Raw genomic sequence first — 16,920 nt, forward strand, 5'->3', positions numbered from 1 at the left:
TCAACAAATTGAATCAAGGTAAAAAATATGAAAAACGTTATTGTAAAGATTTATAACACGAAAGAACAAATATCAGAAGCGACTGTTATCACCAAAGACGGAGAGCCGACGATTATCCAAGCAGGTGAAAAAGTCAACTACGAATTTTTTGACGAATCAATTGGCCGTGGACCGAACCACATCATCACCAAACGTGTTGGTGATGACTTACACGTATCATTTGAGCGCGAAGGTAAAGAAACTGACTTAATCATTGAAGGTTTTTACTTAAACGATGATCAAGCACTGATTGGCTTACACGAAAGTGATGCATATTACTACTACATACCAGATACAGGAGAAGTATACGACTACGTTACCCAGCTAGAAGCAGGTGCCGTAGAAGGACAAGCACTGGGTGGAGAAGAATTTGTAAGCCCCTTATGGATTGCCGGTTTTCCATGGTGGTTAGCAGCTCTTCCACTAGCTGCAATCCCATTTATTGATGATAAGGATGATAGCAAGCCTAAGCCTGCGAACCCACCGGTAGCTGAAGATGATAAAGAGACAGGCAAAACTGGAGAGCCAGTTAAAGTTGACGTATTAGGCAATGACACAGACCCTGAAGATGACATCGACCCTAAAACGGTTAAACTGATTGACCCAACTGGCAAAGAAGTTACTGAATTACCAGTAGACGGTGAAGGTACATGGACAGTTGACCCAACAACAGGCGAAGTAACCTTTACGCCAGAAGATGGTTTCACAGATGACCCAACTCCAGTTAAATACACAGTAGAAGATACAACTGGTAACAAGTCAAACCCTGCAGAGGTTACAGTTGATTATCCTCAGAACCCACCGGTAGCTGAAGATGATAAAGAGACAGGCAAAACTGGAGAGCCAGTTAAAGTTGACGTATTAGGCAATGACACAGACCCTGAAGATGACATCGACCCTAAAACGGTTAAACTGATTGACCCAACTGGTAAAGAAGTTACTGAATTACCAGTAGACGGTGAAGGTACATGGACAGTTGACCCAACAACAGGCGAAGTAACCTTTACGCCAGAAGATGGTTTCACAGATGACCCAACTCCAGTTAAATACACAGTAGAAGATACAACTGGTAACAAGTCAAACCCTGCAGAGGTTACAGTTGATTATCCTCAGAACCCACCGGTAGCTGAAGATGATAAAGAGACAGGCAAAACTGGAGAGCCAGTTAAAGTTGACGTATTAGGCAATGACACAGACCCTGAAGATGACATCGACCCTAAAACGGTTAAACTGATTGACCCAACTGGTAAAGAAGTTACTGAATTACCAGTAGACGGTGAAGGTACATGGACAGTTGACCCAACAACAGGCGAAGTAACCTTTACGCCAGAAGATGGTTTCACAGATGACCCAACTCCAGTTAAATACACAGTAGAAGATACAACTGGTAACAAGTCAAACCCTGCAGAGGTTACAGTTGATTATCCTCAGAACCCACCGGTAGCTGAAGATGATAAAGAGACAGGCAAAACTGGAGAGCCAGTTAAAGTTGACGTATTAGGCAATGACACAGACCCTGAAGATGACATCGACCCTAAAACGGTTAAACTGATTGACCCAACTGGTAAAGAAGTTACTGAATTACCAGTAGACGGTGAAGGTACATGGACAGTTGACCCAACAACAGGCGAAGTAACCTTTACGCCAGAAGATGGTTTCACAGATGACCCAACTCCAGTTAAATACACAGTAGAAGATACAACTGGTAACAAGTCAAACCCTGCAGAGGTTACAGTTGATTATCCTCAGAACCCACCGGTAGCTGAAGATGATAAAGAGACAGGCAAAACTGGAGAGCCAGTTAAAGTTGACGTATTAGGCAATGACACAGACCCTGAAGATGACATCGACCCTAAAACGGTTAAACTGATTGACCCAACTGGTAAAGAAGTTACTGAATTACCAGTAGACGGTGAAGGTACATGGACAGTTGACCCAACAACAGGCGAAGTAACCTTTACGCCAGAAGATGGTTTCACAGATGACCCAACTCCAGTTAAATACACAGTAGAAGATACAACTGGTAACAAGTCAAACCCTGCAGAGGTTACAGTTGATTATCCTCAGAACCCACCGGTAGCTGAAGATGATAAAGAGACAGGCAAAACTGGAGAGCCAGTTAAAGTTGACGTATTAGGCAATGACACAGACCCTGAAGATGACATCGACCCTAAAACGGTTAAACTGATTGACCCAACTGGTAAAGAAGTTACTGAATTACCAGTAGACGGTGAAGGTACATGGACAGTTGACCCAACAACAGGCGAAGTAACCTTTACGCCAGAAGATGGTTTCACAGATGACCCAACTCCAGTTAAATACACAGTAGAAGATACAACTGGTAACAAGTCAAACCCTGCAGAGGTTACAGTTGATTATCCTCAGAACCCACCGGTAGCTGAAGATGATAAAGAGACAGGCAAAACTGGAGAGCCAGTTAAAGTTGACGTATTAGGCAATGACACAGACCCTGAATGACATCGACCCTAAAACGGTTAAACTGATTGACCCAACTGGTAAAGAAGTTACTGAATTACCAGTAGACGGTGAAGGTACATGGACAGTTGACCCAACAACAGGCGAAGTAACCTTTACGCCAGAAGATGGTTTCACAGATGACCCAACTCCAGTTAAATACACAGTAGAAGATACAACTGGTAACAAGTCAAACCCTGCAGAGGTTACAGTTGATTATCCTCAGAACCCACCGGTAGCTGAAGATGATAAAGAGACAGGCAAAACTGGAGAGCCAGTTAAAGTTGACGTATTAGGCAATGACACAGACCCTGAAGATGACATCGACCCTAAAACGGTTAAACTGATTGACCCAACTGGCAAAGAAGTTACTGAATTACCAGTAGACGGTGAAGGTACATGGACAGTTGACCCAACAACAGGCGAAGTAACCTTTACGCCAGAAGATGGTTTCACAGATGACCCAACTCCAGTTAAATACACAGTAGAAGATACAACTGGTAACAAGTCAAACCCTGCAGAGGTTACAGTTGATTATCCTCAGAACCCACCGGTAGCTGAAGATGATAAAGAGACAGGCAAAACTGGAGAGCCAGTTAAAGTTGACGTATTAGGCAATGACACAGACCCTGAAGATGACATCGACCCTAAAACGGTTAAACTGATTGACCCAACTGGCAAAGAAGTTACTGAATTACCAGTAGACGGTGAAGGTACATGGACAGTTGACCCAACAACAGGCGAAGTAACCTTTACGCCAGAAGATGGTTTCACAGATGACCCAACTCCAGTTAAATACACAGTAGAAGATACAACTGGTAACAAGTCAAACCCTGCAGAGGTTACAGTGGACTATCCGCCAAAAGTTAAAATTGTTGCGAAAGATGACGAAGCGGTTGAGGGTGTTGATAATGCACTTGAATTTACTGTTTCTCAAAATGAGGTAAACAATAAAGATACCATTGTTAAAGTTAAACCGACAGGTAATAGTACCGTTGAGCCTGAAGACATTGTTTCAATTGTTTATACGGATGGGAATGGTAATGAGAAAACATTAAATACGCCAGAGCAAATTGAAGATTTCTTTGAAAGTGGTGTAAATGTACAAATAGCCAAAGGTAAAACAGAAACGCCAATTAAAATAACGGTTAAAGATGACGAGTCATACGAGGTTAGTGAAGACTTAGTGCTTGAAATTAGTGAGCCTAAGAATGCTAGCCTGAGCGATGAGATAGAAGCAACGGGTGTTATCAATGATGAAGATGACGGTAATCCTAAAACACCAACAGATACAAAAGATGGTGATAAGCCGAAATTAACAGTTGGAGATGCGGAAGCGGTAGAAGGTGATGATCTAGTCCATAAAGTCAAAGTTAATGGAGAAAGTGAAACAGACATTACTTATAAGTTTGAGCTTAAAGATGGTAGCGCAGAAGAAGGCAAGGACTATGATAATACACCAACCTTCTCAAATGGCGTCGAACTAAATGACGACGGAACCATTACTGTGCCAGCAGGAACGACAGAATTCACGGTTACTTACCCAACAACGGATGATACCGAGAAAGAAGATAAAGAAACGACGACGCTAACCATTGGCAATAGTACAGGTACAGGTACAATTGTTGACAACGACAAGTTGACTATTAACCTTAAAGCAACAGATGATGTTGCAATTGAAGGTGGTGTAGATAGTGATGGTTCAGATAAAGATAGCAAATTGGTATTTGAAGTCAGCCAAACATTAAAAAGCTCTAAAGCGACAACAGCGATCATTAAATTAGACTTAGGTGAAGCAGAAGTAGAAGATGTAGAAGCGATTGTCTATAAAGATGCGTTGGGTACTGAGACAACCTATACTGTTGCTGATTTGCAAGCAGGCGTTGAAGTTGAAATACCTGCAGGCTCAGATGCTAAGCCGACCTTTACGTTTACAGCCAAAGACGATGATATCTATGAAGTATCAGAAGAGCTAAAACTTACCATGTCAGATGTAGAGAATGCTGAGTTAGGCACTTCAGAAGCAACGGGTGTTATCAATGATGAAGATGACGGCAATCCTAAAACACCAACAGATACAAAAGATGGTGATAAGCCAGTCGTTAATCTAGTTTCGACTGACGCAGTGGCAGTTGAAGGCGGTCAATCAGGTGATGCGTCTACTGACAACCAACTTGTTTATACTGTTAAACAAGACGGTGAAAGTGAAAAGACTACGAAAGCGACAGTTAAACTTGATCTTAATGAAGTAGAAGCAGAAGACATCGAATCAATCACTTTAACTAAAGCAGACGGCAGTACTCAAACAGTAACAGTTGATGAATTAAAAGTAGGCGTTGAAGTTGAGATACCAGCAGGTACCACAGCTGATAAGATGCCTAAGTTTACAATTATTGCCAAAGACGATGATATCTATGAAGTATCAGAAGAGCTAAAACTTACCATGTCAGATGTAGAGAATGCTACGTTAGGCACTTCAGAAGCAACGGGTGTTATCAATGATGAAGATGACGGTAATCCTAAAACACCAACAGATACAAAAGATGGTGATAAGCCGAAATTAACAGTTGGAGATGCGGAAGCGGTAGAAGGTGATGATCTAGTCCATAAAGTCAAAGTTAATGGAGAAAGTGAAACAGACATTACTTATAAGTTTGAGCTTAAAGATGGTAGCGCAGAAGAAGGCAAGGACTATGATAATACACCAACCTTCTCAAATGGCGTCGAACTAAATGACGACGGAACCATTACTGTGCCAGCAGGAACGACAGAATTCACGGTTACTTACCCAACAACGGATGATACCGAGAAAGAAGATAAAGAAACGACGACGCTAACCATTGGCAATAGTACAGGTACAGGTACAATTGTTGACAACGACAAGTTGACTATTAACCTTAAAGCAACAGATGATGTTGCAATTGAAGGTGGTGTAGATAGTGATGGTTCAGATAAAGATAGCAAATTGGTATTTGAAGTCAGCCAAACATTAAAAAGCTCTAAAGCGACAACAGCGATCATTAAATTAGACTTAGGTGAAGCAGAAGTAGAAGATGTAGAAGCGATTGTCTATAAAGATGCGTTGGGTACTGAGACAACCTATACTGTTGCTGATTTGCAAGCAGGCGTTGAAGTTGAAATACCTGCAGGCTCAGATGCTAAGCCGACCTTTACGTTTACAGCCAAAGACGATGATATCTATGAAGTATCAGAAGAGCTAAAACTTACCATGTCAGATGTAGAGAATGCTGAGTTAGGCACTTCAGAAGCAACGGGTGTTATCAATGATGAAGATGACGGCAATCCTAAAACACCAACAGATACAAAAGATGGTGATAAGCCAGTCGTTAATCTAGTTTCGACTGACGCAGTGGCAGTTGAAGGCGGTCAATCAGGTGATGCGTCTACTGACAACCAACTTGTTTATACTGTTAAACAAGACGGTGAAAGTGAAAAGACTACGAAAGCGACAGTTAAACTTGATCTTAATGAAGTAGAAGCAGAAGACATCGAATCAATCACTTTAACTAAAGCAGACGGCAGTACTCAAACAGTAACAGTTGATGAATTAAAAGTAGGCGTTGAAGTTGAGATACCAGCAGGTACCACAGCTGATAAGATGCCTAAGTTTACAATTATTGCCAAAGACGATGATATCTATGAAGTATCAGAAGAGCTAAAACTTACCATGTCAGATGTAGAGAATGCTACGTTAGGCACTTCAGAAGCAACGGGTGTTATCAATGATGAAGATGACGGTAATCCTAAAACACCAACAGATACAAAAGATGGTGATAAGCCAGTCGTTAATCTAGTTTCGACTGACGCAGTGGCAGTTGAAGGCGGTCAATCAGGTGATGCGTCTACTGACAACCAACTTGTTTATACTGTTAAACAAGACGGTGAAAGTGAAAAGACTACGAAAGCGACAGTTAAACTTGATCTTAATGAAGTAGAAGCAGAAGACATCGAATCAATCACTTTAACTAAAGCAGACGGCAGTACTCAAACAGTAACAGTTGATGAATTAAAAGTAGGCGTTGAAGTTGAGATACCAGCAGGTACCACAGCTGATAAGATGCCTAAGTTTACAATTATTGCCAAAGACGATGATATCTATGAAGTATCAGAAGAGCTAAAACTTACCATGTCAGATGTAGAGAATGCTACGTTAGGCACTTCAGAAGCAACGGGTGTTATCAATGATGAAGATGACGGTAATCCTAAAACACCAACAGATACAAAAGATGGTGATAAGCCAGTCGTTAATCTAGTTTCGACTGACGCAGTGGCAGTTGAAGGCGGTCAATCAGGTGATGCGTCTACTGACAACCAACTTGTTTATACTGTTAAACAAGACGGTGAAAGTGAAAAGACTACGAAAGCGACAGTTAAACTTGATCTTAATGAAGTAGAAGCAGAAGACATCGAATCAATCACTTTAACTAAAGCAGACGGCAGTACTCAAACAGTAACAGTTGATGAATTAAAAGTAGGCGTTGAAGTTGAGATACCAGCAGGTACCACAGCTGATAAGATGCCTAAGTTTACAATTATTGCCAAAGACGATGATATCTATGAAGTATCAGAAGAGCTAAAACTTACCATGTCAGATGTAGAGAATGCTACGTTAGGCACTTCAGAAGCAACGGGTGTTATCAATGATGAAGATGACGGTAATCCTAAAACACCAACAGATACAAAAGATGGTGATAAGCCAGTCATCAACATTGCAGCAGTGGCAGCAGACGTTGAAGAGAATGCAGGCTATGCAACATTTAAGCTAACGAAAGTTGGTGAGAGTGAAGTTGACGGTAAAGTTAAAGTACAACTAAACAATGGCACAGGCGCAGACGGCACAGAAGATGACGACTTTAGCGGTCCATTACAGTACAAAGACACAGACGGTAACTGGCAGGATGTTCCAGCAGACGGTTTCATACCAGTTGGCAAAGACACCGCTGAGATTGAATTACGCGTTCCAGTTGAAGATGACGAGATTGAAGAGACTGAGAAATTCAACGTTACCATTGAAGAGACTGAGAAGTTAACCAAAGGCACAGACAAAGCGGACGGTAGCATCACAGACGAAGATGAAGATGACGATGGCACCTCAGACGACCAACCAGTCATCAACATTGCAGCAGTGGCAGCAGACGTTGAAGAGAATGCAGGCTATGCAACATTTAAGCTAACGAAAGTTGGTGAGAGTGAAGTTGACGGTAAAGTTAAAGTACAACTAAACAATGGCACAGGCGCAGACGGCACAGAAGATGACGACTTTAGCGGTCCATTACAGTACAAAGACACAGACGGTAACTGGCAGGATGTTCCAGCAGACGGTTTCATACCAGTTGGCAAAGACACCGCTGAGATTGAATTACGCGTTCCAGTTGAAGATGACGAGATCTTTGAAGAGACTGAGAAATTCAACGTTACCATTGAAGAGACTGAGAAGTTAACCAAAGGCACAGACAAAGCGGACGGTAGCATCACAGACGAAGATGAAGATGACGATGGCACCTCAGACGACCAACCAGTCATCAACATTGCAGCAGTGGCAGCAGACGTTGAAGAGAATGCAGGCTATGCAACATTTAAGCTAACGAAAGTTGGTGAGAGTGAAGTTGACGGTAAAGTTAAAGTACAACTAAACAATGGCACAGGCGCAGACGGCACAGAAGATGACGACTTTAGCGGTCCATTACAGTACAAAGACACAGACGGTAACTGGCAGGATGTTCCAGCAGACGGTTTCATACCAGTTGGCAAAGACACCGCTGAGATTGAATTACGCGTTCCAGTTGAAGATGACGAGATCTTTGAAGAGACTGAGAAATTCAACGTTACCATTGAAGAGACTGAGAAGTTAACCAAAGGCACAGACAAAGCGGACGGTAGCATCACAGACGAAGATGAAGATGACGATGGCACCTCAGACGACCAACCAGTCATCAACATTGCAGCAGTGGCAGCAGACGTTGAAGAGAATGCATATGCAACATTTAAGCTAACGAAAGTTGGTGAGAGTGAAGTTGACGGTAAAGTTAAAGTACAACTAAACAATGGCACAGGCGCAGACGGCACAGAAGATGACGACTTTAGCGGTCCATTACAGTACAAAGACACAGACGGTAACTGGCAGGATGTTCCAGCAGACGGTTTCATACCAGTTGGCAAAGACACCGCTGAGATTGAATTACGCGTTCCAGTTGAAGATGACGAGATCTTTGAAGAGACTGAGAAATTCAACGTTACCATTGAAGAGACTGAGAAGTTAACCAAAGGCACAGACAAAGCGGACGGTAGCATCACAGACGAAGATGAAGATGACGATGGCACCTCAGACGACCAACCAGTCATCAACATTGCAGCAGTGGCAGCAGACGTTGAAGAGAATGCAGGCTATGCAACATTTAAGCTAACGAAAGTTGGTGAGAGTGAAGTTGACGGTAAAGTTAAAGTACAACTAAACAATGGCACAGGCGCAGACGGCACAGAAGATGACGACTTTAGCGGTCCATTACAGTACAAAGACACAGACGGTAACTGGCAGGATGTTCCAGCAGACGGTTTCATACCAGTTGGCAAAGACACCGCTGAGATTGAATTACGCGTTCCAGTTGAAGATGACGAGATCTTTGAAGAGACTGAGAAATTCAACGTTACCATTGAAGAGACTGAGAAGTTAACCAAAGGCACAGACAAAGCGGACGGTAGCATCACAGACGAAGATGAAGATGACGATGGCACCTCAGACGACCAACCAGTCATCAACATTGCAGCAGTGGCAGCAGACGTTGAAGAGAATGCAGGCTATGCAACATTTAAGCTAACGAAAGTTGGTGAGAGTGAAGTTGACGGTAAAGTTAAAGTACAACTAAACAATGGCACAGGCGCAGACGGCACAGAAGATGACGACTTTAGCGGTCCATTACAGTACAAAGACACAGACGGTAACTGGCAGGATGTTCCAGCAGACGGTTTCATACCAGTTGGCAAAGACACCGCTGAGATTGAATTACGCGTTCCAGTTGAAGATGACGAGATCTTTGAAGAGACTGAGAAATTCAACGTTACCATTGAAGAGACTGAGAAGTTAACCAAAGGCACAGACAAAGCGGACGGTAGCATCACAGACGAAGATGAAGATGACGATGGCACCTCAGACGACCAACCAGTCATCAACATTGCAGCAGTGGCAGCAGACGTTGAAGAGAATGCAGGCTATGCAACATTTAAGCTAACGAAAGTTGGTGAGAGTGAAGTTGACGGTAAAGTTAAAGTACAACTAAACAATGGCACAGGCGCAGACGGCACAGAAGATGACGACTTTAGCGGTCCATTACAGTACAAAGACACAGACGGTAACTGGCAGGATGTTCCAGCAGACGGTTTCATACCAGTTGGCAAAGACACCGCTGAGATTGAATTACGCGTTCCAGTTGAAGATGACGAGATCTTTGAAGAGACTGAGAAATTCAACGTTACCATTGAAGAGACTGAGAAGTTAACCAAAGGCACAGACAAAGCGGACGGTAGCATCACAGACGAAGATGAAGATGACGATGGCACCTCAGACGACCAACCAGTCATCAACATTGCAGCAGTGGCAGCAGACGTTGAAGAGAATGCAGGCTATGCAACATTTAAGCTAACGAAAGTTGGTGAGAGTGAAGTTGACGGTAAAGTTAAAGTACAACTAAACAATGGCACAGGCGCAGACGGCACAGAAGATGACGACTTTAGCGGTCCATTACAGTACAAAGACACAGACGGTAACTGGCAGGATGTTCCAGCAGACGGTTTCATACCAGTTGGCAAAGACACCGCTGAGATTGAATTACGCGTTCCAGTTGAAGATGACGAGATCTTTGAAGAGACTGAGAAATTCAACGTTACCATTGAAGAGACTGAGAAGTTAACCAAAGGCACAGACAAAGCGGACGGTAGCATCACAGACGAAGATGAAGATGACGATGGCACCTCAGACGACCAACCAGTCATCAACATTGCAGCAGTGGCAGCAGACGTTGAAGAGAATGCAGGCTATGCAACATTTAAGCTAACGAAAGTTGGTGAGAGTGAAGTTGACGGTAAAGTTAAAGTACAACTAAACAATGGCACAGGCGCAGACGGCACAGAAGATGACGACTTTAGCGGTCCATTACAGTACAAAGACACAGACGGTAACTGGCAGGATGTTCCAGCAGACGGTTTCATACCAGTTGGCAAAGACACCGCTGAGATTGAATTACGCGTTCCAGTTGAAGATGACGAGATCTTTGAAGAGACTGAGAAATTCAACGTTACCATTGAAGAGACTGAGAAGTTAACCAAAGGCACAGACAAAGCGGACGGTAGCATCACAGACGAAGATGAAGATGACGATGGCACCTCAGACGACCAACCAGTCATCAACATTGCAGCAGTGGCAGCAGACGTTGAAGAGAATGCAGGCTATGCAACATTTAAGCTAACGAAAGTTGGTGAGAGTGAAGTTGACGGTAAAGTTAAAGTACAACTAAACAATGGCACAGGCGCAGACGGCACAGAAGATGACGACTTTAGCGGTCCATTACAGTACAAAGACACAGACGGTAACTGGCAGGATGTTCCAGCAGACGGTTTCATACCAGTTGGCAAAGACACCGCTGAGATTGAATTACGCGTTCCAGTTGAAGATGACGAGATCTTTGAAGAGACTGAGAAATTCAACGTTACCATTGAAGAGACTGAGAAGTTAACCAAAGGCACAGACAAAGCGGACGGTAGCATCACAGACGAAGATGAAGATGACGATGGCACCTCAGACGACCAACCAGTCATCAACATTGCAGCAGTGGCAGCAGACGTTGAAGAGAATGCAGGCTATGCAACATTTAAGCTAACGAAAGTTGGTGAGAGTGAAGTTGACGGTAAAGTTAAAGTACAACTAAACAATGGCACAGGCGCAGACGGCACAGAAGATGACGACTTTAGCGGTCCATTACAGTACAAAGACACAGACGGTAACTGGCAGGATGTTCCAGCAGACGGTTTCATACCAGTTGGCAAAGACACCGCTGAGATTGAATTACGCGTTCCAGTTGAAGATGACGAGATCTTTGAAGAGACTGAGAAATTCAACGTTACCATTGAAGAGACTGAGAAGTTAACCAAAGGCACAGACAAAGCGGACGGTAGCATCACAGACGAAGATGAAGATGACGATGGCACCTCAGACGACCAACCAGTCATCAACATTGCAGCAGTGGCAGCAGACGTTGAAGAGAATGCAGGCTATGCAACATTTAAGCTAACGAAAGTTGGTGAGAGTGAAGTTGACGGTAAAGTTAAAGTACAACTAAACAATGGCACAGGCGCAGACGGCACAGAAGATGACGACTTTAGCGGTCCATTACAGTACAAAGACACAGACGGTAACTGGCAGGATGTTCCAGCAGACGGTTTCATACCAGTTGGCAAAGACACCGCTGAGATTGAATTACGCGTTCCAGTTGAAGATGACGAGATCTTTGAAGAGACTGAGAAATTCAACGTTACCATTGAAGAGACTGAGAAGTTAACCAAAGGCACAGACAAAGCGGACGGTAGCATCACAGACGAAGATGAAGATGACGATGGCACCTCAGACGACCAACCAGTCATCAACATTGCAGCAGTGGCAGCAGACGTTGAAGAGAATGCAGGCTATGCAACATTTAAGCTAACGAAAGTTGGTGAGAGTGAAGTTGACGGTAAAGTTAAAGTACAACTAAACAATGGCACAGGCGCAGACGGCACAGAAGATGACGACTTTAGCGGTCCATTACAGTACAAAGACACAGACGGTAACTGGCAGGATGTTCCAGCAGACGGTTTCATACCAGTTGGCAAAGACACCGCTGAGATTGAATTACGCGTTCCAGTTGAAGATGACGAGATCTTTGAAGAGACTGAGAAATTCAACGTTACCATTGAAGAGACTGAGAAGTTAACCAAAGGCACAGACAAAGCGGACGGTAGCATCACAGACGAAGATGAAGATGACGATGGCACCTCAGACGACCAACCAGTCATCAACATTGCAGCAGTGGCAGCAGACGTTGAAGAGAATGCAGGCTATGCAACATTTAAGCTAACGAAAGTTGGTGAGAGTGAAGTTGACGGTAAAGTTAAAGTACAACTAAACAATGGCACAGGCGCAGACGGCACAGAAGATGACGACTTTAGCGGTCCATTACAGTACAAAGACACAGACGGTAACTGGCAGGATGTTCCAGCAGACGGTTTCATACCAGTTGGCAAAGACACCGCTGAGATTGAATTACGCGTTCCAGTTGAAGATGACGAGATCTTTGAAGAGACTGAGAAATTCAACGTTACCATTGAAGAGACTGAGAAGTTAACCAAAGGCACAGACAAAGCGGACGGTAGCATCACAGACGAAGATGAAGATGACGATGGCACCTCAGACGACCAGCCATCTCTAACTATTAATGATGTTGAAGTAACAGAAACAGATGAAGATCAAACGGTAACATTTACTGTTACACAATCAAATGTGAGTGAGCTTGATACGACTGTAGATGTTGCTATTGAGCATGTTGATACGACAAGTGGAGACGTAAAAACAACGGTTACTCAAGTTATAATTCGAGCAGGTGAAACAACAGCAACGATTGACGTTACTGTCGTTGGTGATGACTTCTGGGAACCAACAGAAACATACAATGTTAAGTTATCGAATGCTAATAATGCTTCGATTGCTGATGATACGGGTGTTGGTACTATTATCAATGATGATATAACAGCTAATGATGATGCGAGTACAGCTGTTGAAGCAGGTGGTTTGAATAGTAGTAGACCTGGTAGTAGTGCGACTGGTAATGTGCTTAATGGTGGTGGCAATGACGTTGCTGATGATCCGACCAATGCGCATGCAACAGTTACGGCAATCCGGAAAGGTGATACTGAAGGTTCAGGAGATGCCGGTACAGTTGGTAGCGCTTTAGTTGGTACCTACGGTACTTTAACTATTAACACAGATGGATCATACACTTATGTGGTTGACAATGCTAATGAAGATGTCCAAGAGCTGAATGTCGGAGATACTTTAACTGAAAGCTTTAATTACACGATGTCTGACGGTACGCTATCTGATGATGCTGTATTAGAAATTACGATTGATGGTGATAATGATGCGCCAACTGTTCTTGAGATTACTTCTACTAGAGTTTCAGAAGAAGGACTTGCAGGCGGTATCAAAGATAACTTAAGTTACAACAATGAAGATGACTTGGTTGCTGCTTCAATTAACGATGCAGTCAACAATAATCCAGATGTCCAAGCGGCAGCTACAATAGCAGAGGCTGCAGCTAATGCTGCAGCTGCAGCTAATAAGGCTTATCGAGAAAATACAGATGATTCTTTAGATGCGCAATTGAAAGCTGATGCGGAAACAAAATCTTCTGAAGCAAGGGTTGCGGCTAAAGCCCTTTCTGATGCAAAAGAAGCGGCGTTACCTGATGCAATAGCAAATGCATATGTTAATAAAGATGATACAACTAATGAAAAAGTAGCAACAGGTAAAATTACCTTTACAGATGTTGATAACTTTGATGCAGGAAATTTCAAAATAATTCCTGATGATGTTGATATTACGGTACAAGGAAATGATGTTCAATGGACTTGGAATGAAGGTGCAGGCACATTACAAGGTACAGTTGTTCTTGATGGTAGTACAACACCTATTGATGTAATGAAAATTGTACTTGGAACTCCGACAGGTCCTGATGCTGATGGTAAGTTTGAAGCTGATTATACTGTTACGCTTCAACATGCTATAGATCATGAAAACAACTTAGGGGATAATGGAAATCCGTCTGATGACCAGAATGATGAAGATATCCTTGAACTTAACTTTAAAACTGTTGTTAATGATGGTGTAGATGATTCAGCAGCTGCCAATCTTACTGTTACTATTGAAGACGATCGTCCGAAAGTAGCAGAAGGTAAAACGAGTATATTGCTTGAACCATTGACTTCAAATGTACAAATTATTGTTGATACATCTGGAAGTATGAGTGCAAATTCAGGGGTCAAAGATGACTTTGTTGTTTTTGATAGCTTAGGTAATCTCATCACACTACCAGCAGATCAGACTGCGGATATTTACACCACTGGTGTATCTATTCATAATGCGCGTGGTGTCCAGCTGTATGAGTATGATGGCAATGTGATTGATTTTGGCTATGGTGTTAGTCAGAACTATTATGGCTATGCTACTACAGCTGGTGGTACTTATTACTATATTGACCCTGCTAATGGTGCTGCAACGATTGGAGAAGTCGCTACTTACAGAACTGGAGGTAAAATATATGATGCTAATACTAACGAAGAGTTAGGGGATGCTATTGTATATAACAATCTAACCAATGCGACATATAAGGCAACTTATCAGACAGATGATGAAGGAAATTTCCTTAACGAAGGTGATATTGTTACTGTAGAACGTGGTTTGACACGCTTGGAGGTAACGCAACAAGCTATCATGGACATGATCTCAGCTTATGAAGAGGCGGGAAGTGCTTATTCTTCACGTTTCCAGCTTGTAGAGTTTGCCACTGAAGCTTTTGATGTTGAGGGTAGTCTATGGCTAACTGGTAATGAAGCACGTCAAAATTTATTTAAGTTTGTAGCTGGTGGTTCCACTAACTATGATGCCGCCCTAAGCAAAGCAATCGAGCTTTATGATAATGCAGGTAAAATTGCTGATGCTGATGTCAATACCACTTACTTTATGACAGATGGCACGCCGACTGCTGCGCTAACAAAATATCCTTACGATTACGCTAATGAAGATTTAGGTGGTACAGTAAATCATACTGCTAGTGGTGATTTGGGAATTCAGTCAGGTGAAGAACAGGCATGGATTGACTTTTTGGTTGCAAACAAAATTAAATCTTATGCGTATGCAATGGGGAATGGTGCACCAGTTGACGAGTTGCATCCAGTCGCTCATGATGGAACGACAGGTGATACAGACCCTAATGGTATAGGGAAAATGCAAGGTGTTGAGGTTGACTTTAGTACGCTTAAAGATGAGTTATTATCATCAATTCCAACGCCAAAATCACCAGATCGTGATTTGATAAAAGGAGATGACCCATCATTTGATGGTGGTATGGGTGCTGATGGTGGTGACTTTGTTTCGGTTACTGTTGGTGGTGTTACCTATACATTTGATGCAGAAGCAAATACCATAACAGCGAGTGATGGTTCTGCAGTTGTTGTTACTAATACTCCAGGAGAAAACGGTGCAAATACATATAATCCTGATGAGCATTTGTTAACAGCGACCTCTACTACTGGCGGTGTATTTAGCATTCATTTTGCTGATGGTACAAAAACCGTGACAAATGAAGATGGTAGTACTTCAGAAGTTGCGTATACAAAAGGGCTTTATGACTATCAAACTGCTGGTACTGTAGATGGTTATAAAGAGTCAATTTACTTTAATGTGAGAGACAACGATGGTGATTTAGTTGCTGCAGAGCAATTGATAGATGTTTATCGATTAAAAGCGAAAGAAGATAATGTGCTGACTTCTCAAGATATCAATAACATGAAGCTTGATGTTGCCACTTTAATGGCTAATGATACAACCAGATTATCAACTCAGTTTAAACAAGCAGAAAAACCAGCTAATGGTTTAACGCTTCTTAATGGTGTCGATGGTAATGCTATGGATGGTACTACTGGAGTACAAATTGATACCAGCCAAGATAGTATTGCTGTAAGCGGTGATGGTAAGTTTGGTTATGGTATTATAGATGGTACGAACTCATCTGATACAACTATTGTAAATGTTGAGCATAAAGTCAATACGTCTAGCGCAGGTGCTGTTGGTATTAAAGGTACAAGGTCAAATGACGTGATTATTGGTAATGATGAAGACGAATGGTTCTCTGGTTATAGTGGTGACGATGTTATCCAAGGTGGCGGTGGCTCAGACCGCTTATACGGTCATAAAGGCGATGATATCTTAATCTTTGACCAACAAGATGCCAGATTGTTGGGAGGTAAAGGAGAAGATACTATCAGACTAGATGGTGCCGAGCTAGATTTAGATATTTCTGGATTCTTATTGGCTAAAGATTCTGCAGACTTGAAAGATATTGAGATTATCGATTTATTTGATGATAAATCACATACTCTAGATATTTCTGCCGATACAGTCAAAAAGATGACAGATAGTGATAATGAATTAATTATTAATGCTGATAAGTCTGACAAAATCACATTGACAGGTTTTGTTGAAGCAGATAATAGTGGAAAAGCTGGTTATAATTTATATGAACTAGATGGTGCTAAAGTTTATTTAGATATTGATAACACGCCTACCTTATAATATATAAAATA

Annotated in this window: 2 protein-coding genes; both read left to right on the top strand. The window is 42.4% G+C overall.

Features of this window, described 5'->3' with window-relative positions; all coding sequences use genetic code 11:
* Nucleotides 1-27 precede the first annotated feature (27 nt).
* Nucleotides 28-2,517 (top strand): Ig-like domain-containing protein, encoded by a 2,490-nt coding sequence (locus VH441_RS00390; RefSeq protein ID WP_434353522.1) that lies wholly within the window; start codon nucleotides 28-30, stop codon nucleotides 2,515-2,517.
* Nucleotides 2,498-16,909, top strand: a complete 14,412-nt coding sequence (locus tag VH441_RS00395) for a Calx-beta domain-containing protein (protein ID WP_434353523.1) — start codon at nucleotides 2,498-2,500, stop codon at nucleotides 16,907-16,909. The genes VH441_RS00390 and VH441_RS00395 overlap by 20 nt, the downstream gene beginning before the upstream one ends.
* Nucleotides 16,910-16,920: the final 11 nt, after the last annotated feature.

Source organism: Psychrobacter sp. HD31, from assembly GCF_051097895.1.
GTDB lineage: Bacteria > Pseudomonadota > Gammaproteobacteria > Pseudomonadales > Moraxellaceae > Psychrobacter.

Coding starts and splice junctions, on each gene's coding strand:
- VH441_RS00390 (WP_434353522.1), top strand. CDS start 28: ATGAAAAACGTTATTGTAAAGATTTATAACACGAAAGAACAAATATCA.
- VH441_RS00395 (WP_434353523.1), top strand. CDS start 2,498: ATGACACAGACCCTGAATGACATCGACCCTAAAACGGTTAAACTGATT.